This is a genomic window from Pediococcus damnosus, assembly GCF_001437255.1.
Lineage (GTDB): Bacteria > Bacillota > Bacilli > Lactobacillales > Lactobacillaceae > Pediococcus > Pediococcus damnosus.
This window is the reverse complement of the sequence record NZ_JQBD01000002.1, coordinates 44,138-63,155: the sequence shown is the minus strand read 5'-3', so window position 1 is coordinate 63,155 and position 19,018 is coordinate 44,138. Positions and strand designations below refer to the sequence as shown.

Genomic DNA, 19,018 nt, shown 5'->3' with positions numbered 1-19,018 from the left:
TGACCATCTAGGAAAACCTTACACTAACATAATTTTAGTATTTTGTTTCATGATTTTTAGTTTAATGGGTGGTTTGGTACAGTTATTATCTATGATAGTGATTATGCTCGGAGCTAGCATTTTTGTGATTGGTTTTATGCAATCGATCATTGTGCCAAAGCAGCGCATCGGGTTTGATAGTGTTTATCTCACTGTGGTCGCTATGATTGCTCTTGAGTTAGCTTTAATTATCCTGATTTCAATTTTCGGTCAAAGCTTAATCAGTCAATTTTCATCAATGTTTTAGCACAGATATTTTATTTTTGATCGGATGGTAATTAGTTAATGAATTGGAAAAAAGTGTCAATAATTGGAGTGATTTTTCTTGTTGCCATGGTAGGAGTGTATAACGGATATCAACGACACCAATCTGATGCAGTGCCAGCGGTAAAAACTGTCCGGAAAAAGTCAACAACTAAGCAGTCTTCAGCAACTTCTAGTAAAAAAACGAATCCGATTAAATCTAAATCAACGCAAACTGCGGGAAATCATCGTGCTCAAGCCGTTCAGTCCGTTTTGAATCAATATCGTAATCAGAAGAATGTGGGTGTTGTTTATACTGATTTGAAAACGGGTAAAACGGCTACAATTAACGGTGATCGAATGTTCTATGCCGCAAGTGTTGCTAAACTGCCAGTGGTTGCTTACGTTCAACATGCCATTGTGACTGGCAAAATCAGTTGGACGACTAAATTTACATATGCAGATGCAGCAAACGCATTGCCGAATGCCATGATTAGCGGTGGAACGGGTACACTTCAAAATGAAAATCACCAAGGAAAATCATATACGGTTATGGATTTAACGCAACGTGCTATTGAGCAGTCCGATAATCAGGCCAGCAATCAATTACTGTATCATGTGGCACATGCCAATGAACAAGATTTCAAACAATATTTACAGTCCACAATTGGTAGTAAAACATACAGTAAAACGATGAACGCTATGCAAGTGAATCGCGTAATCATAGCGGTTTGGCAGCAAAAACAAAAGGCGTCAACGTGGCTTGAACAGACTAATTGGAAGCACGATAAGATTGGAACGTTGCCAGTTACAGTAGCCCATAAAATTGGGATTAATGGCGCAGCTAATAATGATACTGCGATTGTTGTCAGTCGCCATCAGTTTGCACTAACGATCATGACGGATGGCTGGAGTGATGCTCAAATTGCTAAGCTGGCACAGCAAATTTATGCGGTTGCCAAATAAATTGGATAACGCGATTAAGAATTGGAGGAAAACTTATGTTTTGTCCAAATTGTGGAACTAAAAATGATGAACATGCGGTATTTTGTAAAAACTGTGGCACCCGACTAGAAGTAACGCCTACCGCAACTAGAAAAACGCCAATCGCAAATCAACGTCCCATTTCATCTGAACAATTCTCTGCCACGCGGGCAACACAAACTGCAAATAAGCCGGCATCGTCAAGGCGTAACGGAATCATAATTGCCATTGTGATCGCGGTTGTAGTGATTGCGGCCGGTGGGGGATATTATTTCTATCGTCAAAGTCAAAAGAGTAATGTAACGGCTACAGCAGCTCCCAAGAAGAAAGCTAATAGTCAAACAGCTAATAGCCAGGCGGCAACAAAATCCACTAGTAAAGCCACCAGTGAGGCACCAACTAAAGCCGCTCTTTGGTCAACCGCTAAGACAGCTGATTTGTCTTCATTTATGTCCTCCTGGCAAGATACAATGAACCAATCTTATATCGGAACTTATGATGGCCAAAGCGTGGATGATGATGGCGTCAGTTTCCCAGAGGACATTAAAAATGGTAGCTACAAAAGTGAAGTGACCGTTGATAATAATGAAGTCACGCTAAAATGGACGTCAAAAGCGAATACGGATGATAAATATCAAGTTGTGGCGGCGGCCGTTTATGACCATGAAAAAGATGGTGAAGAACAAACGATTGCCTATCTGTATGTCTTTCATAATGATGAACCGGATGTTTTGGTTTCACAGGATACTGATAGTGATGTTCATAACTTTACTAGTTCACGCAATCAGGATCTGCAAAATGGCTTCGCAAAAATTGCGAATGCGGCTACTAATCATTAAGTTACTTGAATTTGTGAATGTGAGTTATTGACTCAAATAAATTTAATAATACTGTTCAATGGTGTGTCTAGCTTAATTTGGATAAGGAATTTCCATTGAGTAGGTAGAATGTAAAAAATGACCCGCAAGAATAACTTGCAGGTCGTTTTTTGCTTACTAGTGATTAGTTTTGGTAGGCTTGTTCAGTTTTCGGATTATGGTGTTCATCTGTGCCGCGTACCCAGGCTGTCATTTTAGGGAAATGTGCCTCAATCAGACCAACAATTCGACCCGCAAGAAGCGCTGACAACACAGTTCCTTCGCGGATACCAATTAATTGGTGAGTAAAAACAAGACTGAGAACAAGTGCCACAATTACCATTGTAAGATCAACGCGAACTTTCATCTGGGTAAATGGTGTTTTCTTGGCAAGTGCAAATGCAACGCTGATTCCTTCACCAGCCATTGTTAGTGTGCGAGAATTAACCTCGAAATAAACACCGAAGGCCAGCAATAAAATGCTGATGAGGGTGAGTATAAGTTGAGCCCCGTAGTTTGGTAGTTTAATAAAACTGAAAAACTTTACAAACCAATCGATCATTACTCCAAAAAACAAGGACGGAATTATCTGGATAACGTTTTGCCATCCAAAATCTTTTCGTAAGGCGACCCATTCCAGCCCGATTAAAATAATCATGAATAAGATTGTCCATTGCCCAATTGTCAGTGAAGTTAATTCACTGAGCACGTTTGGAATACTGGATATTGGTGATGTTCCCAACAACGCAATTTTAGATAATGCTACACTTGCAGACATTAGGCCAATGCCAAATATTAAGCAGGCAAAATGTTTTATGATTCCTGTAATTCCCCATTCTTTATTCATTTTGTTTTTCCTCCAATGCTTTCCGAACTAACACCAATTGATGGCCTAAGACGTCACTATCAATTTCTGGATTCCGTTGAAATAAATCAGCCCACCAATCGCCCATTGTCTTTTGTAATTGTTGAGCCAATTCTGCGCCAGTTTCAGTCAACGTGATTACGCGAGCTCGCCGGTCGTTGGCATCAACTTTTCTTTGTACCCAACCTTTATCGATTAGTAATTTGATATCTTTAGTTACTAAGCTTGCATCAAGCGTCATGTCACCGGCAATTTGACGTTGGGTCAAGCCGGGATGATCATGAATAAACATCAGTAAATCGCTTTGAGTGGCTCGGACATCTAGTTCGGTAATTTTTTGTTTGAAGTCATTTTTAGATTGTCGATAAACTGACGAAATGTATTTACTAAATTCAAATAGTTCCATGAGTTTTCCTCCAATTTTTTGAGTTAAATAGTTATGTTTTCAAAACTAGTGGACTTGTCCATTAAATATCTTTTTTGGAATAATGTCAAGTTCGAGCATCCAATGAATCTCTAGTTGATTTAAAATTGAACGGATGCTTAATTGAATTAGTGTTAACATGTAGGTGAAATTGCCATCTGAATTGGTGTTGATTCCAATAAATTTTGGGGGAGTTTGTTATGCGAAAAATCAAGAAAAATTCTTTAATCTTTGCCACATTGGTATGTTTAATTGGAGTAGGTGGTTCTGTAGGGGTTGCGAATGCTAGTACGAATGCTAGTACGAATGCTAATGGGAATAGTGCCGAGCTTGATTCCAGTGAGGAATCTAGTTTAACGTCTGGAGCGCAATCTGTACCATTCGAAACCAGCAGGCCACATATAACGATGAATTCAAGTGAAAATAGTTCCAGCCAAAGATCCAGCAAAATGTCCTCTGTACCTTATGAAATTAGTGCAAAAAGGACAACTGCATATAAGGAAACTAGTAAAATATCCGGTACGCAAGCACAATCTAAGAACGTGCAGGCTACTAAAGAAAATGACCGAAATACAAGTAATGCAAATTCAATCAAAACAGTAAGCAGCAGTAATAGTCAACCACAGAGTTCAGTGGTTACTAATAATTCGCGGACGGTATCTAAATCTAGTGTTTTACCACAAACTTCAGAAAGAAATGACCGGATTGATGGAGTATTAAGTGGCTTTTTATTGATGTTAGCAATCTTTTTGATATATGTGTTAAAACCTATAAAATTTAATCGAAATTAGTAAACAAGGTTAGCTAAAAGATAACCACGAAAAAAGAAGCAGAATAGAATTATTCTGCTTCTTTTTGTAGCTAATTATTTTTCTGTGTACATATAATCACGGGTCATTGGCAAACCTTCACCACTTGGGGCTTTGGTTAGTAAGAACTGCATCACATCAATGTTACCAGCTTCAAATGAAGCAGCAGCAGCTTGGAGATAAAGGTCCCACATCCGGCAGAAACGTTCGTCAAACATATCACGGACCTGATCACGGACCCCGTTAAAGTTGTGATCCCAAATTTCAAGGGTCTTTTGATAATGACGACGAAGGGGTTCCAAATCATCAATTTGAAGATTTGCTTCAATCATGTAATCAAGATTTTTAGAAACACTGGGAATGTAGCCGCCAGGGAAAATATACTTGGTTAACCATGGATCAACTCCGGCACCATTATGTTGGCCAGTAATGCCATGAATCAGAGCACGAGCACCTGGTTTTAAGAGCTCGTTAACTTTTTTAAAGTAGCCAGGGAGGTTATCTTTGCCAACATGTTCGAACATCCCGACACTGGTGATGTAGTCGAACTGGCCGGTGGTTTCACGGTAGTCTTCTAATTTAACATCAACTAAATCTTCCAGACCGCGTTTTTGGATTTGGTCCTTCGTATATTTATATTGTTCCTCGCTAAGCGTGACACCAGTAGCATGAAGGCCATAATCTTCGGCCGCAATGTAGAGGAGGGTTCCCCAACCAGAACCAATATCAAGTAAAGTTTTACCACGTTCTGGTTTTAACTTTTTCAAAATGTGGTTAATTTTGTTTAACTGTGCTTGCTCTAAGGTATCATCGTCGTGTTCAAAGTAGGCGCATGAATAGGTTAGGGTTGGGTCTAGCCATAATTTATAGAAATCATTACCGATATCATAATGGCTCTGAATATCTTTTGTGTTTTCTTTTTCTGAATGTCCTTGTTTGGGGATAAACTTCAGAAAGCTCTTATCGTGCATAAAACTGCCAGATTGGCGGTAGGCTGAAGCAACAACCTGTTGGATTGAGCCTTTAATATCAATGTCACCATTCATATAAGCTTCACCCAAAGTTAAAGTTGCATGTTTAGCAACTTCCTTCATTGAAAGTTCTTTGTTAATGTCAATTTCAGCTTGAGGCGTACCTTCACCATAAGTTTCGGATTTGCCATCCCAATACTTTACGGTCACTGGAAAATCAAACGCATGACTCAATAATTTCTTATAAACTGTTTTTTCTAACACAATTTTTCCCTCCATTTAAAAATAGTAACAGGTTTATTTTAAACTTTTATGTTCCTTACGTTAAGAATTTAAATTTAAAATTACTAAAAATACTATTTTATCTGGAGAGAATATTACAAATAAGTTGTGAAAACGAATTTTTTCATTCCTTTATAAAAGGTTTTAAGTCATGAAAGATTAAACGATTGTCTGTGGAAGACAAGCAATGTGTGTAACAACTATTAATGATCTGCCAATGTATTTGATTTTCCCTGTGCCGTACCGTTGTAAACATCCGCAAATTCTTTTGCAAAATCTGTAAATTTAACTTGTCCGAATTCAGGTTGGTGGGCACGCAAATCGGTATAGAATTTTTCGGGATTTCGTTGGGCACGATTCATGATTGTCAGTGCTTCAGCAACATTTTTTGGGACGCCCTGTTTGATCATTCCCGCTTGTAATTGTTCATCACTGATTGTAACGTATTTTAGCTGGGGCATATTGAGAACATCCCGAAATGTTGATAGCATCTGTTGGCCGGTAATTTCATCACTGATAACATAATTAATGGTGTGACCTTTGGGTGTTGCTTGTAACAAAGCGACTATTTTGGTCGCAATATCCTTTGGAGCAGCAAAAACACGTTTGATATTAATTGGAACTGTGGAAACAATTTGCTGATCCTGTCTAATTGTTGCAATATTACTGTATAAATTAGAATAAAAACCGACTGGACGAAGGAAGGCAATGTTGACATCTGTTAATTGATTCAAAGCATCTTCAATAAAATGGTAGTAAGATAGGGCGCCAACTTTTTCATAAGTCGAATCGGCACCGATACTACTGAGATCAACAATATTCTTGACGTTGGCTGTCTTGACCGCATTGTAAAATATTTGTCCTTGGGTCTTTGCAGCCTGCAAGGCGTCGTTGTTAGCTCCACCACTCAGCATTAAATAAATAGCATCTGCGTCAGTGAATTGTGAGGTTAAAAATGCTTCATCAGTCATTGAACCAACGGCCGGAATGGCGCCTAATGCTTTAATTGCAGCTGTTCGCTTCTCAGAATGCGTGATAACGGTGACAGCATGCCCTGCATTGACTAAGACAGGAATTGTGTACTGATTAATATTTCCGACAGAACCTAAAAGTGTAATTTTCAAAATGAAAGATCTCCTTTACCGATAGATTTATCGTTTATAACAAAGAAGATTATAACCGATAGATTTATCGGTTGTCAAGATTGAACACGCAATTTTTTTCGTGTATGCTAAACATATGAAAATTAAAAACGAAAATAAGCGACAACAAATATTAGCAGAAACAGCGGCTATCATCACTCACGAAGGAGCGGCCGCAGTGTCCACAACAAAAGTGGCAAAAAGGGTTGGGATTGGGCAATCTTCTTTGTACACATATTTTGCCAGTAAACAGGCTTTATTAATGGCCGTGTTTAATCGTGAACAACAAAAATTAGAAAAATTGATTGTTGAAGCAGGTGTCATCGATACTGAATTGCCAGTGAAAACACGATTAATTCATTATGTCCAAGTGTTAACTGAATTTGCCGTGGCCAATCCAGACAGTTTGGGGATTATTGAGCAAATTAAGTTTTTGCCAGATTTTGATGGTGATGGGTTAAATGATCCGAAAAATCCTGTTGTGCAGTTATTTCAAACGGCTATTGATACTGGGGTACTACCAAAAATCGATGCCAGTCTCTACATTGCATCGATTTTTGCAGTGGCGCGGAGGAATGGTAATAATATTTTTCAAAAACGCTATCGGAGAGAAGACGTGACAGGATCACAAATTTTACGATTAGTTTTTGGTGATAAATTCAATGATTAAGGCGTTTTCCCTGAATCTTAATAAATGACTCAAATTTTTTGGTGAACTTGTAAAGAATTTGCGGTCATTTTTTTGATTCAAATGAAGAACAATTAATTTAAAATTCTTATGTAACATAGGAAAGACAAATGTTTCACAATTAAATTAACAAAGAATAGCCAGACACTTAAAATAAAGTTGGAATAAGGACTTTGAATAATAAATTAAATTTGGAGGCAAATGTTTATGAGTAGTCAAACACAAATTATCACTTTAATTACAGGTGCAGAACGTGGATTAGGATTTGAATATGCGAAGCAATTAGGCAAACGTGGGCAACATATTTTTATTGGCGCCTACGATATGAAATTAGGGAAAAAAGCAATCGCTGATTTAAAAGATCAGGGTGTTGATGCTGATTTGGTTAATTGTGATGTCACCTCACAAGAAAGTATTGATCTGGCAATCAAAACGATTGATCAAAAATACGGTTATTTAAATATTTTAATTAATAATGCGGGGCTTGGTGGTCCTCAAAGTAAGCCAAGTGAAACAACTTCGGCCGCCTTACACAAAGTTTTTGATACTAACTTTTTTGGGACAGTTGCAATGACAAATGCTGCGCTGCCTTTATTAAAAAAGGCTCCGTTTGGTAAAATCATCAACGTGGCCAGTGACATGGGTTCTCTCACACTGGCTTCGGATCCATCCTCGATGTTATACAAATTTGATGCGTTTGCTTATCCAGCTTCAAAAACAGCCGTTAATTCTATGACAATTGCGTACAGCAAAGAATTAAAGGATACAAATGTGACGATAAATTCAATTAATCCTGGGATGACAGCGACTGATTTAATTAATAAAAAGGCGTTCCAGGCTAATGGCGCTCAGGGTGTAGAGCAAGGTGCCAAACGCGCAGTTGAACTTGCGAGTGATCCTAAAAATGATCTTAATGGCACATTTACTGAAGAAGACGGAAAGTTACCTTGGTAATTCATTGCTGATTTATAAGTGAGTTACTGCTTTTAAAATTTTATAAAAAAATACCTATACCCCGAAAGTTACTGTGAAACTTTCGAGGTAATTTTTTTATAATTGTGGATTACTTGACTTGAAGTGTACTTCAAGGAGTAGAATCTACTGTGAAACTAAGAAAACGCTTTATTAGCATTGATTGACCAGAATTTAAAAGTGGTTAAGTTGGATAAAAACTAGATTGGAGAATTTAGAATGGCGAATACGGATATGCAGTACGCAAAACTAGGAAAAACGGATATTCAGGTTTCCAAGATATGTATCGGAGCGATGAGTTTTGGCAAGCCTGGAACCATGCACGATTGGAGTCTTGACTATCCAGACAGTGAAAAGATTATCAAACATGCCTTAAACCTAGGAATCAATTTTTTTGATACGGCTAATGTTTATTCAAAAGGAACGAGCGAAGAATATTTAGGTAGGGCATTAAAAGAAAATCAAGTGGCCCGTGACAAAGTTGTTTTGGCTTCGAAAGTTTATTTCAATCCTGGTCGGCTTTCTAATGAGGCCATTCATCGTGAAGTTGAGGGCTCTTTAAAGCGATTAGGAACCGATTATTTAGATTTGTATATTATTCATCGGTTCGATTATGACACCCCAATTGAAGAAACAATGTCGGCACTCAATGATTTAATTCAATCTGGTAAAGTACGGGCAATTGGTGCTTCGGCAATGTATGGTTATCAGTTTCATAACATGCAGCAAGTTGCTAAAGATCATGGCTGGGCTCAATTTCAGACAATGGAGAATCACTATAATTTGTTATATCGCGAAGATGAACGAGAATTAATTCCAATTTGTAAGCAATGGGGTGTTTCCCTTATGCCGTACAGTCCGTTAGCTGCTGGGCACTTAAGTCATCGTGAATGGCAAGTAAACACGTTGCGTAGTCAAACGGACCGAGTCGCGATGGGCAAATATGATCGTGCTGAAAGTGAAGATTTAGGAATTGTTAAGCGTGTGGATGAACTGGCAAAAAAGTACGGCGTTTCGATGAGCCAAATTGCCTTAGCTTGGCAATGGGCAAAAGGGGTTACGGCGCCAATCGTTGGTTCTACCAAGGCTAACCATTTGGATGATGCAGTTAAAGCCTTGTCGATTCATCTTACCCAAGATGATATTAACTATTTGGAAGAGTTGTACGTTCCCCACGAAATTGTGGGTGCGGGTGATCATAATCCAGATCAAGGAACTGTATTGGTTGACGAAAAGAAATAAAAAGTTGGCCGCATGTTGAAAATAGAATTGGAGTGTATGAGAAGTCCTTCTTTTTGAAGGGCTTTTTTTGATTTTAAAAGACCAATTCAGTTTGATTGAAACTAGATTATATCTTACTATATTAATATTAGCGTTATTGAATAAGCGGATTAGTTAAATTTACATAGGCTAAAACCACTTTTTAACTTTGGAGGAAATTATGAAACAAAAAGCAAATCAAGCACCAAAGTTACAGCGTTCAATGACGGCTGGCCAGATGGAAATGATCTCATTGGGAGGCGCGATCGGTGTTGGGCTGTTTATGGGATCCGCCTCAACAATTAAATGGACCGGGCCATCAGTTCTTTTAGCTTACATGTTTGTAGGCTTGATTTTGTACATTGTCATGCGAGCGCTTGGTGAAATGGTTTATGTTAATCCTGGGACGGGTTCGTTTGCCGATTATGCGACTGAGTATGTCCATCCCATTGCGGGGTACCTCGCTAAGTGGGCCAATGTTTTTGAATACATAGTGGTGGGAATGTCAGAAGTTGTGGCTGCAACTGAGTATCTTAAGTATTGGTGGCCAAAAATTAACCCGTTTATAGCGGGAATATGCATAATCTTATTTCTGGTTCTTGCCAACCTGGCTAGTGCCAAGGCATATGGGTCGCTGGAGTTTTGGTTTGCGATGATCAAAGTGATTACAATCATTATGATGATTCTGTTAGGTTTTATGATCATTTTCTTTGGCTTTGGAAACGGCGGTCATCCCGTTGGTTTTAGTAATCTTTGGAGCCATGGCGGTTTTTTTACGGGCGGATTTAAAGGCTTTTTCTTTTCCATGTCAATCATTGTGGGTTCCTATCAAGGCATCGAATTGCTGGGAATTTCGGCGGGAGAAGTTGCCAACCCGCAAGAGGCCATTGTGAAATCGGTCAAATCCGTGTTATGGCGAATTTTAATTTTTTATGTTGGGGCAATTTTCGTGATTGTGACCATTTATCCTTGGAATCAGCTTAGTTCAGTGGGGTCACCTTTTGTCTCTACGTTTGCCAAAGTGGGAATCACTTCGGCGGCCTCGGTAATTAATTTTGTTGTCTTAACGGCTGCTTTATCGGGAGCCAATTCTGGGATTTATTCATCTAGTCGGATGCTTTTTAAACTGGCGCATGAAGGGGATGCCCCAAGTTTTTTTGGAAAGTTATCGAAACGAATTGTGCCTAATATAGCCATTCTCGGCATTTCGGGCGGGATATTGATTGGGTTTGTTATTGATACAGTGGCCACAATCTACAGTAAGTCGACTTCAAATCTGTTTGTGGTTGTTTTCAGTTCCTCAGTTTTGCCTGGAATGGTGCCCTGGTTCGTGATTCTTTTGGCAGAACTTCGATTTAGAAAAAACAATTCTGAAATCATGATGACGCATCCGTTTAAACTACCATTTTACCCATATTCAAATTACTTTGCGCTGGTGATGTTAACCGTCATTGTGGCCTTTATGTTTGTTAACCCTGATACCAGAATTTCGGTATTTGTGGGCGCGGCAGTCTTAATTGTAGCGACTCTGATTTATCTGGTTCGCCACTGGGGTAAAAACGTTCAACAAGATTGAATCAAATAGATAAAGCCTTAGAGTCCTTACTATGTAAGGGCTTTTTTATGCTATAATTTATACGGTATCAGTTCATTACATAATTTTTATACCACGTGAGTTTCGAATCATTAAAGTAGTAGGCAAGAAATCATCAAAAGAATAGGAGGATGAATGAATTTGGCAGAATGAAAAACAGGTTCATTCAAAAAGGTATGAAAAAAATATGGTGGAGTATGTTAATTGGCGTTTTGCTATTGGGTGGCTGTTCAACGAATGCAGCTAGCCACTCACGCAAGCCGAGTTCCAAGGAGTCTCGGTCATCGGTGGTAACGAAAAAGACTAATAAAGTGAGTTCACAGGTCAGTGAAAGTAGTAGCAGTGAGAAAAAAGTTGTTGCACAATCTAAACCGGTATCTACAACAATTTGGAATAAGACTAAGGAACAAAAGCTTGCCAAATTTATGCAGACATGGCAATCAGAAATGGGCCAAACCTATAAGGGAACATATAATGGTGAGAAACCCAATCATTTAGGGTATGTATTTCCTGATGTAATTAAGAATGGTCAATTAGATGGCAAGGTTAAATGGGGAAGTCGCAAAATTAATCTAACCTGGTCTACAAATGGAGAAAATGGAAATGAATTTCAAATTGTCGCAGTGGCAACGGGTGGTAAACCGGGAACTAATTTTCCAACCAGTTATTTATTCTGTATTCACAATAAACGACCAGTTGTTTTGATGACGCAAACAACTAATGGCAATACTTTAGAAGTTCAAGATACTCAAAATGGAGATCTTCAAGCCGGATTTGCTGGAATTGTTACAGGAACAAGGCCAGCAGTATTGACGGATGCTTCATTAAATACGGATGTTAGCAGTTCTGTGAAGGTTTCCCCACAACGTTGGCCAAACGCGTATCAAGGAACTTGGTATTATTATGATACCTCTGATAAAAAAGTTGATAGTCAACCAGAATCAAAGATTAGCGACGTTAAGCTTACGTATCTCAAAATTCAAAATATTAAGTGGCTTGATGTTCGGGGCGCACATCAGACAGCTGGCGATGGTACGTATGAATATGTGCGTTATCATTATTATGATGGTTGCCAAATTCCGGTGATGATGACAGCCGGAGGTGCTGGGGCTTGGTTTACCTTGAATGCTTATCCAAACAAAGCGGTTGCTATGCAATTGCAGGACTTTAAGTATGGCGATGAATCTAAGTCAGAAGAGGATTAGTAAATGAAATCCCTGGACCAAATAAAAAAATAAAGTAGTTTAAAAAAGAAACCAACTCAAATGTGCAGTAATACACATTTGAATTGGTTTCTTTTGATGCATCTGGAGGTCTTAGAGTAGCTTAATGATTAATTTTTAAGAATACATCTTGATAATCCTTAACATACTGTTCAAAGGAGGTAGCTTTTCGGCCCAGAACTTTTTCAATGGTCGAAGTTGTTTTGTTGGTATTACCAAGCTGAGTGATTAGATAAAGCATCACCATGACGTTAACATAGTCTTTTTTTACCCCTCGAGCTAACATGGTTTTCCGGAATGCTAATAAGCTAGGTTTACTATATGTAATAGTTGTTTTGAGAATTTTTGACATAATGACAGCTATTTCATCATATGACAAGGCCTTGTCTCCGGTGATTTCAAGATCCTGATTAAGATATTTATCAGATAACAAACATTTAGCTCCGACCGCTGCAATATCTCGTGTGTCGATAAAACTAGTCTTCGAATGACCGGCTGGAATGTATAATGTATGATGATCACGGATATCGGCTAAATGGGTTGTATTTAAATTCTGCATGAAAAAGCTTGGCCGAATAAATGTGTGTGGAATTTTCAATTCAAGAATGCGTTTCTCAATTTTGTGATGAGGAGTCATTGGATTTTTTTCAACCCCAATTAACGATACAAAAACGAGTTGCTTAACTTTATGTGCTTTAACCTGATCTAAGAATGGAAACATGTCCTCCTTGGGTTTTGATAGTTGTGGTGGGCGCACAAAAAAGACACGATCAACGGCTGCTAATGCATTGGCAAATGTGGTTGAATCCAAGAAATCAAACTTAACCGCCGTAACATTTTGCATATTTTCAAATTGGCTTGTTTCGGTTTCCGGGTGATGAACGCCGGCAATAATTTCAACGTTGTTATTTTTTGAAAGTTCTTTGATTAGTGGAAAGCCGATATTTCCGGTTCCACCAAGGACTAATATTTTTTCCATTATGTTTATTTCTCTCGATTAAGTTTCTGTAGGATCTGATTTAAATCGTGTTTTTCAGCTTGTGTAAGTTGTTTCATAAATTGGGTTAAAACTTTGTCACTAATGATAACGGCTTTTGTGTATATTTCAGTACCTTTTTGGCTTAGAGATAGATCAAACGCACGACTGTCTTGATTATTTTTTTTTTTGTAAATAATTTTTTTAATGGTAAGACGCTTGATGATCGCGGATATTGTCGGTTTATCCATATCAAGAATGGTGGCTAATTGGTTAGCAGTTACTTGAAGTTTTGCGTCATTAAAATGGTGTAACTGTTGAATAATTGACCATTGTTGAGCAGTAATATCCAAGTCAGCTAATGCGCTATTCAAATTATATTTTAACTTTTTTGAAATATTCATTAGTAAGTATCCAGTATTGTTCATATAAGTAAACTCCTTTACATATAGTTAGTGTACTAACTATACTGGAAAAGGTAAAGATTTTGTTGGTATTTTTACCAATTTTTGTTTTGCGATTAACTGAAATATTTGTATACTGGTTTGGACTGGGTAGGAAGTTGCTGCAGGTAGAAGAATTGTGATTCTTATGGTAAACATCTATGGAGGGTTTTAAATATGAAGCAAATTTATTTTTTTTGTACAGGTAATTCCTGTCGAAGCCAAATGTCGGAAGGCTTTGCCAAAAAAATTCTTGGTGATCAATGGCGAGTAGCTAGTGCGGGGATTGAATCCCATGGGTTAAATGCGAAAGCTGTCAAAGTGATGGCAGAAAAAGGGATTGATATTTCTAAAAATAAGTCAAAGTTAATTGATTCAAATTATCTGAATAGTAGTGATTTGGTGGTAACACTGTGTGGTGATGCCCGTGATCGCTGTCCGGTAACCCCTGCTACCGTAAAAAAGTTACATTGGCCGTTACCAGATCCAGCCCAAGCACACGGGACAGAAGCTGAAGTTTTGCAGGTTTTTAGGGATGTCCGTGATGAAATTGAGCAACGAATCAAAAAGCTAGCACTAAACTCTGGACTTGAACCCTAGTTTAAGTGGTAATCTGAACCTTGAGGTGATAAGAATGACTGAGTTAGAAAAATTAACAGCTGGTGAAGAATATTACTTTTTAGATGAAGAGGTTGCGAAGCGAAAAGCACGAGCTGCTAAATTGTGTCAGGAGTTTAATGAAATTTCTGCGACTGATCCGACAGCTCAAACGCAAAAAATCAAAGAAATATTTGGTTCCACTGGTGAACGAGTTTCAGTTCAAGCAACATTTAATTGTGATTATGGAAAGAACATTCATGTTGGCGAAGATTTTTTAAGTAATTATAATTTAACGATTTTAGACATCGCACCGGTCAACATTGGGAGTCATGTCATGATTGGGCCGAACGTTGATATTTATACGGTAAATCATCCGATGACTGCAGAAGGGCGAAGAAAGTATTTGGCCCAAGCATCCCCAGTTACAATTGGCAATGATGTTTGGATCGGTGGCAAAGTCTCGATTATGCCCGGGGTCACGATTGGTAATAATGTGGTGATCGCTGCCGGGGCAGTTGTAACCAAAGACGTTGCCGATAATGCTTTGGTCGGGGGTGTTCCTGCTCGTAAAATTAAATCTTTGTAGTTGGAATTCCTATTCATAATAGGAAACTTTCCCAATAATCTAAAAAATAAGACTCAAAAAGAAATGTTAGAAACTTCTTTTTGAGTCTTATTTTTTAGGTTAGTACTTAACGTTATTGGAAGCCAATCGTAATTCAACGATACGAGAATTCTTAGGCTGTACACAGACACTTAAAAGAGCCTGACCAACATCTTTTGGTGTTAAGAAGCCCGATGCTGCAACGCCTTCCGTGGTTCGTCCATGGCCAACTTCAAATTCAGTTGCTCCTGCATGTGGACAGAAAACACAGGTGCGAATGCCTTGATCAAGCAATTCTTTGTCTAGAGCTTGACCCAATCCACGTAAAGCAAATTTGCTGGCTGTATAAGCTGTTTCGTTTGCATGGCCAACAATTCCTGTTACTGACGAAACTAAAATAATTTGTCCGTCGTGTCTTTCAAGCATATTTGGAACAGCAGCCTTTGTAAACGCAAAAGCGCTGCGCACATTTGTATTCATGATCAAATCATAATCAGACATCGATGTGTCAGTTAGGGAAAGTGTTCGACCAATCCCTGCATTATTGATCAAAATATCGATTTTTCCAAAGGTCTTAATAGCCAATTTGACTGTTTCAAGGGCGGTGTTTTCTTCTTGAGCATCGTCCGCAAAATATATTGCTTCGACTCCTAATTTTTCACATTGGGTAACTACTTCTCGCAATCTTTGCTTTCTACGGGCAGTGAGAACCAAGTTACAACCTTCAGCTGCAAAGGCAAGAGCGGTTCCACGGCCGAATCCAGAACTAGCACCCGTAATAATGGCGACTTTTCCGGTTAATCTTTTCATGAATTATTTCCTCCTCATATTTATATTTACTTGATTCTTTGTTATCATACGACTTGAACCCGGGTTTAAGTCAAACAACAAATGGAGATAATAAAATGAATTATTCAATTGGTGAAGTTGCAGAAAAAATGGGGACCAATACCTCAACGCTACGGTATTATGATAAAAAAGGATTGTTACCTTTCGTTGATCGCGATGCTGCTGGACGACGTAAATTTAAAGATAATGATTTTAATTTTCTAAAAGTTATTAATTGTTTGAAAAAAGTGGCGTTCCGATCAAAGACATTAGTAAATTTATTAATCTGTGTTTACAAGGTGATGGAACTTTGCAAGAACGTTAGACAAAGAAGAGAGTGTTTTAGAAGGAAAAGTCCAAGAAATGCAGGATCAATTAGATTTCTTAAGATTCAAAAAGTGGTATTACAAAACCTCTGTGGAAGCTGGTACGGAAACAATTCACTTTACGCCGGGAACTAATTTTGTGGATCCAACGACTCACGATCAGTACCGCGCAAAATTAAAGAATGCTAAAGATATTCATAAGTTAATCGATCTAAACGATTAGCCTGAAAGAAGGTATCCAAAATGCCTAAGATAAGGGAGTTAACCCTTGAGGATGAAGAAATTTATCAAAAGTGGCTTGTTGCCTGGCAAAATGAACCGACCCAGGTATCGGTTTCGCAACCTTTAAAAACTAGTTTTGTAGAATTTATAACGCAACTCGGAATAAACAGTAGTCATCCAGAGCCACCAAGAGTTCCTGCTACCAAGTATTTTTATATTGAAGATAATATTATTAAAGGTGGTATTTCTTGTCGCTGGGAATTAAATGATTATTTGTTGAATTTTGGTGGCAATATTGGTTATGGTGTGGCACCTGATTACCGCAAACAAGGGATTGCCAATGAAATGATGCAGCAAGCTTTAAACTTATTTCGGCAACGACAGATTGAGAAGGTGTTGATTACTGCTGAAGACTGGAATGTAGCGAGTCAAAAAATTATTGAATCTGCTGGCGGTGTTTATGAAAATACTTTGGTTGAGAAGGCAACTGGCTATCAATTAAAACGATACTGGATTAACTTATTGAAATAATTTTTTAAGTAAATTTTAGAATGCTGTTAACCTAAAATTTAGTGAGCCTCCTTCGTGATTATTCTTTGTAATTAGCTTAATATACAAAGTAAATAATTAACACGAGGGGTGGAAACATGGCCAAAATTTTGTCGGTAAATTTGGGTAGCTCTACTTTAAAATGGCGTTTATTTGAAATGCCTGATGAAAAGCAGATTGCGTCAGGATTAGTTGATTTTTTTGATAACTCTAAGGCTGAAATTACGGTTAAATTTGGAGATCAACAACGAAATAAGAGTTTTGACAAAGAATTAAGTCTTAAAGATGCCATTATGGTGTTAATGGATGAATTGAAAAGACTAAAATTGGTTGAGCATCTGCATGAAATTGTGGGAATTGGCCATCGTGTGGTTGCCGGTGGCGAAGTGTACAAAGAATCTGTAGTGATTACGAAAGATGTTTTGCAGCAGATTGATGATTTGGGCGTTTTCGCGCCCCTCCATAATCATCGTGAAGTGGGTGGGATTGAACTTTTTAGGCAATTGATGCCGTGGACGACCCTGGTGGCCGTTTTTGATTCTGCATTTCATCAAACTATGTCTGCAGAAAACTATTTGTATGGCATTCCTTATGACTATTACAAAAAATATGGGGCTCGTAAGTACGGCGCCCATGGAACCAGTGTCCGCTATGTGTCTAAACGGACAGCCAAATTTTTGAAGCGACCCCTAAAAGATTTACGATTAATTGTCATGCATTTAGGGGCAGGCTCGAGTATCACTGCGGTTAGTCATGGAAAGTCGCTGGATACATCAATGGGATTCACACCGCTTGATGGCGTGATGATGAATACGCGTAGCGGCCAAATTGATGCGTCACTGGTGTTGTATCTTGCCCAAAAATTAAAACTGAAAGATTCAGATGAGATGTTAAATATTTTAAATAATAAATCTGGATTATTGGGTGTTTCAGGTCTTTCTGATGACCAACGAGAATTAAAAAAATTAGCAACAACTCAACCAAGAGCTCAGTTGGCGCTTGATATGTATGCCAATCGAGTGATTAAATTTGTGGGTAGTTATATTGCTTTGATGAATGGGGTTGATGCATTGATTTTTACCGGCGGTGTCGGAGAGAATAGCTTTGAAATGCGAGCTCAAATTATGGCTTCTTTCAGCTATGTGGGAGCGACAATTGATCAAGCTAAAAATGAGTCTGGCGACAAAGAACGTGATATCAGTGCTTCGGATGCAAGGGTAAAGACGATGGTTGTTCCTACCAACGAAGAATTGATGATAGCCCGCGATGTCTATGCACGCTTATAAGATAATTCAAAAAAGTCCTCAAATTCGATAAGATTCGGTTTTGAGGGCTTTTATTAACTGGTTTTATGCAAGTTAAGTCTATTTAATCATGTAAATTTAGATTTTATGCGTATTTAAAATTAATTGGTTAAATTGGTTTGTTGGTATTATGTACAAAATTTAGGTATAATAATGTACAAATACTAGGAGATGAAATCATGGATACGAAAAATAAGTTGACACCAACGTACACACCATCAAATTTTCGGAAACAACAATCAAAGTTATTGAAACAGGTGGCCAACAATAATTCTCCGATTCGGGTAACTTTACCTAACAAAGGTGAAGGACCCAATCAGGATTTATTTGTGATAAGTGCCCAAGATTATGCTGAATATCAAAGGTTAAAGGGAGATTATATGCAACAAATTGATCATGAAATTGGCGAAATGTCTGATGCAATGCTACACAAGAAGACGACAAATGCTAAGGAAGTTGAGGAATGGTTGCGTGAAGATTAATGATGTTGCAACTGCATTTGTTCGTTATATTAATATTGACCAGGGGAAACGCCGACCAATTTTAATTGTCAAAATTAAGGATGATTTTGTATTAGCGTTTAAAATTACTTCTCAATTTAAAAATAAATCTCAGCAAATTAGACAAAATTACTTTAAAATAACAGACTGGCAACAAACAGGGCTTAAAAAGCCGTCCTGGATTGACACAAACTCACAACCTTTGGAATTTCCTACAAAGATGGTAGGGAATTCTTTTGGGCATTTAAGTGAAGCAGATCGAATAAGTTTCCATGATTTCTTGGTTGCTCGTTTGCAAAACAAGTGATTAGGA

At 38.1% G+C, this 19,018-nt stretch carries 22 protein-coding genes and 1 pseudogene; 16 read left to right on the top strand and 7 right to left on the bottom strand.

The window, feature by feature from the left end; translation table 11 throughout:
* The 3 genes from IV84_RS00640 to IV84_RS00630 form a co-directional block, all read left to right on the top strand.
* A partial coding sequence (locus tag IV84_RS00640) for a hypothetical protein (RefSeq protein WP_236699002.1) occupies positions 1–286 on the top strand: 286 nt, incomplete at its 5' end.
* A 38-nt stretch (positions 287–324) separates the two neighbouring features.
* Positions 325–1,248: a serine hydrolase gene (locus IV84_RS00635; RefSeq protein WP_046872252.1), complete on the top strand. Its 924-nt coding sequence runs from the start codon at positions 325–327 to the stop codon at positions 1,246–1,248.
* A gap of 35 nt (positions 1,249–1,283) precedes the next feature.
* A complete protein-coding gene (locus IV84_RS00630) occupies positions 1,284–2,105 on the top strand; it encodes a zinc ribbon domain-containing protein (RefSeq protein ID WP_046872253.1) in 822 nt (273 codons plus the stop codon).
* A 163-nt stretch (positions 2,106–2,268) separates the two neighbouring features.
* Here the strand turns inward: IV84_RS00630 and IV84_RS00625 are convergent, their stop codons facing one another.
* Both IV84_RS00625 and IV84_RS00620 read right to left on the bottom strand, forming a co-directional pair.
* On the bottom strand, positions 2,269–2,970 hold the full coding sequence (locus IV84_RS00625; protein WP_100077837.1) for a YczE/YyaS/YitT family protein: 702 nt from the start codon (positions 2,968–2,970) through the stop codon (positions 2,269–2,271).
* Complete coding sequence (locus tag IV84_RS00620; RefSeq protein WP_046872254.1) at positions 2,963–3,394, bottom strand: MarR family winged helix-turn-helix transcriptional regulator; 432 nt, start codon at positions 3,392–3,394, stop codon at positions 2,963–2,965. Before IV84_RS00620 ends, IV84_RS00625 begins: the two co-directional genes overlap by 8 nt.
* A gap of 218 nt (positions 3,395–3,612) precedes the next feature.
* Between IV84_RS00620 and IV84_RS00615 the strand changes: the two genes are divergently transcribed.
* On the top strand, positions 3,613–4,203 hold the full coding sequence (locus tag IV84_RS00615; protein ID WP_056985965.1) for a hypothetical protein: 591 nt from the start codon (positions 3,613–3,615) through the stop codon (positions 4,201–4,203).
* A gap of 74 nt (positions 4,204–4,277) precedes the next feature.
* Here IV84_RS00615 and IV84_RS00610 read toward each other — a convergent pair whose 3' ends face one another.
* Together IV84_RS00610 and IV84_RS00605 are read right to left on the bottom strand one after the other, a co-directional pair.
* The gene (locus IV84_RS00610; protein WP_046872256.1) at positions 4,278–5,456 is read right to left on the bottom strand and encodes an SAM-dependent methyltransferase; all 1,179 of its coding nucleotides are present in this window, start codon (positions 5,454–5,456) and stop codon (positions 4,278–4,280) included.
* Positions 5,457–5,677: 221 nt separating this feature from the next.
* Positions 5,678–6,598 (bottom strand): NmrA family NAD(P)-binding protein, encoded by a 921-nt coding sequence (locus IV84_RS00605; RefSeq protein ID WP_046872257.1) that lies wholly within the window; start codon positions 6,596–6,598, stop codon positions 5,678–5,680.
* Between the two features lie 115 nt (positions 6,599–6,713).
* Between IV84_RS00605 and IV84_RS00600 the strand changes: the two genes are divergently transcribed.
* From IV84_RS00600 to IV84_RS00580, 5 genes are all read left to right on the top strand, one after another.
* Entirely contained in the window at positions 6,714–7,286 is a 573-nt protein-coding gene (locus tag IV84_RS00600) for a TetR/AcrR family transcriptional regulator (protein ID WP_046872258.1), read from the top strand.
* 225 nt (positions 7,287–7,511) lie between these two features.
* Positions 7,512–8,258, top strand: a complete 747-nt coding sequence (locus IV84_RS00595; RefSeq protein ID WP_046872259.1) for an SDR family NAD(P)-dependent oxidoreductase — start codon at positions 7,512–7,514, stop codon at positions 8,256–8,258.
* A gap of 252 nt (positions 8,259–8,510) precedes the next feature.
* A complete protein-coding gene (locus tag IV84_RS00590) occupies positions 8,511–9,518 on the top strand; it encodes an aldo/keto reductase (protein WP_046872274.1) in 1,008 nt (335 codons plus the stop codon).
* Positions 9,519–9,717: 199 nt separating this feature from the next.
* A complete protein-coding gene (locus IV84_RS00585; RefSeq protein ID WP_046872260.1) occupies positions 9,718–11,112 on the top strand; it encodes an amino acid permease in 1,395 nt (464 codons plus the stop codon).
* 194 nt (positions 11,113–11,306) lie between these two features.
* The gene (locus tag IV84_RS00580; RefSeq protein WP_056985967.1) at positions 11,307–12,335 is read left to right on the top strand and encodes a DUF4767 domain-containing protein; all 1,029 of its coding nucleotides are present in this window, start codon (positions 11,307–11,309) and stop codon (positions 12,333–12,335) included.
* A gap of 121 nt (positions 12,336–12,456) precedes the next feature.
* On the opposite strand, the gene IV84_RS00575 is transcribed toward IV84_RS00580, so the two are convergent.
* Entirely contained in the window at positions 12,457–13,332 is an 876-nt protein-coding gene (locus tag IV84_RS00575) for an SDR family oxidoreductase (RefSeq protein ID WP_046872261.1), read from the bottom strand.
* Positions 13,333–13,337: 5 nt separating this feature from the next.
* Positions 13,338–13,757, bottom strand: a complete 420-nt coding sequence (locus IV84_RS00570) for a MarR family winged helix-turn-helix transcriptional regulator (RefSeq protein ID WP_046872262.1) — start codon at positions 13,755–13,757, stop codon at positions 13,338–13,340.
* 192 nt (positions 13,758–13,949) lie between these two features.
* Here IV84_RS00570 and arsC point away from each other — a divergent pair, with 192 nt between their 5' ends.
* The gene (arsC, locus tag IV84_RS00565; RefSeq protein WP_046872263.1) at positions 13,950–14,372 is read left to right on the top strand and encodes an arsenate reductase (thioredoxin); all 423 of its coding nucleotides are present in this window, start codon (positions 13,950–13,952) and stop codon (positions 14,370–14,372) included.
* Positions 14,373–14,406: 34 nt separating this feature from the next.
* The gene (locus tag IV84_RS00560) at positions 14,407–14,958 is read left to right on the top strand and encodes a sugar O-acetyltransferase (RefSeq protein ID WP_046872264.1); all 552 of its coding nucleotides are present in this window, start codon (positions 14,407–14,409) and stop codon (positions 14,956–14,958) included.
* Between the two features lie 99 nt (positions 14,959–15,057).
* Here IV84_RS00560 and IV84_RS00555 read toward each other — a convergent pair whose 3' ends face one another.
* Complete coding sequence (locus IV84_RS00555) at positions 15,058–15,786, bottom strand: SDR family oxidoreductase (RefSeq protein ID WP_046872265.1); 729 nt, start codon at positions 15,784–15,786, stop codon at positions 15,058–15,060.
* 95 nt (positions 15,787–15,881) lie between these two features.
* Here IV84_RS00555 and IV84_RS00550 point away from each other — a divergent pair.
* From IV84_RS00550 to IV84_RS00530, 5 genes and pseudogenes are all read left to right on the top strand, one after another.
* A pseudogene (locus IV84_RS00550) lies at positions 15,882–16,353 on the top strand (MerR family transcriptional regulator).
* Between the two features lie 20 nt (positions 16,354–16,373).
* Positions 16,374–16,883, top strand: a complete 510-nt coding sequence (locus IV84_RS00545) for a GNAT family N-acetyltransferase (RefSeq protein ID WP_046872267.1) — start codon at positions 16,374–16,376, stop codon at positions 16,881–16,883.
* A 116-nt stretch (positions 16,884–16,999) separates the two neighbouring features.
* Complete coding sequence (locus tag IV84_RS00540) at positions 17,000–18,187, top strand: acetate/propionate family kinase (protein ID WP_046872268.1); 1,188 nt, start codon at positions 17,000–17,002, stop codon at positions 18,185–18,187.
* Between the two features lie 197 nt (positions 18,188–18,384).
* Positions 18,385–18,687, top strand: a complete 303-nt coding sequence (locus IV84_RS00535; RefSeq protein WP_046872269.1) for a hypothetical protein — start codon at positions 18,385–18,387, stop codon at positions 18,685–18,687.
* Positions 18,677–19,012 carry a hypothetical protein gene (locus tag IV84_RS00530; RefSeq protein ID WP_046872275.1) on the top strand — a complete coding sequence of 112 codons (336 nt, stop codon included), beginning with the start codon at positions 18,677–18,679 and terminating at the stop codon, positions 19,010–19,012. The genes IV84_RS00535 and IV84_RS00530 overlap by 11 nt, the downstream gene beginning before the upstream one ends.
* Positions 19,013–19,018 lie beyond the last annotated feature (6 nt).

Coding starts and splice junctions, on each gene's coding strand:
- IV84_RS00635 (WP_046872252.1), top strand. CDS start 325: ATGAATTGGAAAAAAGTGTCAATAATTGGAGTGATTTTTCTTGTTGCC.
- IV84_RS00630 (WP_046872253.1), top strand. CDS start 1,284: ATGTTTTGTCCAAATTGTGGAACTAAAAATGATGAACATGCGGTATTT.
- IV84_RS00625 (WP_100077837.1), bottom strand. CDS start 2,970: ATGAATAAAGAATGGGGAATTACAGGAATCATAAAACATTTTGCCTGC.
- IV84_RS00620 (WP_046872254.1), bottom strand. CDS start 3,394: ATGGAACTATTTGAATTTAGTAAATACATTTCGTCAGTTTATCGACAA.
- IV84_RS00615 (WP_056985965.1), top strand. CDS start 3,613: ATGCGAAAAATCAAGAAAAATTCTTTAATCTTTGCCACATTGGTATGT.
- IV84_RS00600 (WP_046872258.1), top strand. CDS start 6,714: ATGAAAATTAAAAACGAAAATAAGCGACAACAAATATTAGCAGAAACA.
- IV84_RS00595 (WP_046872259.1), top strand. CDS start 7,512: ATGAGTAGTCAAACACAAATTATCACTTTAATTACAGGTGCAGAACGT.
- IV84_RS00590 (WP_046872274.1), top strand. CDS start 8,511: ATGCAGTACGCAAAACTAGGAAAAACGGATATTCAGGTTTCCAAGATA.
- IV84_RS00585 (WP_046872260.1), top strand. CDS start 9,718: ATGAAACAAAAAGCAAATCAAGCACCAAAGTTACAGCGTTCAATGACG.
- IV84_RS00580 (WP_056985967.1), top strand. CDS start 11,307: ATGAAAAAAATATGGTGGAGTATGTTAATTGGCGTTTTGCTATTGGGT.
- IV84_RS00575 (WP_046872261.1), bottom strand. CDS start 13,332: ATGGAAAAAATATTAGTCCTTGGTGGAACCGGAAATATCGGCTTTCCA.
- IV84_RS00570 (WP_046872262.1), bottom strand. CDS start 13,757: ATGAACAATACTGGATACTTACTAATGAATATTTCAAAAAAGTTAAAA.
- arsC (WP_046872263.1), top strand. CDS start 13,950: ATGAAGCAAATTTATTTTTTTTGTACAGGTAATTCCTGTCGAAGCCAA.
- IV84_RS00560 (WP_046872264.1), top strand. CDS start 14,407: ATGACTGAGTTAGAAAAATTAACAGCTGGTGAAGAATATTACTTTTTA.
- IV84_RS00555 (WP_046872265.1), bottom strand. CDS start 15,786: ATGAAAAGATTAACCGGAAAAGTCGCCATTATTACGGGTGCTAGTTCT.
- IV84_RS00545 (WP_046872267.1), top strand. CDS start 16,374: ATGCCTAAGATAAGGGAGTTAACCCTTGAGGATGAAGAAATTTATCAA.
- IV84_RS00540 (WP_046872268.1), top strand. CDS start 17,000: ATGGCCAAAATTTTGTCGGTAAATTTGGGTAGCTCTACTTTAAAATGG.
- IV84_RS00535 (WP_046872269.1), top strand. CDS start 18,385: ATGGATACGAAAAATAAGTTGACACCAACGTACACACCATCAAATTTT.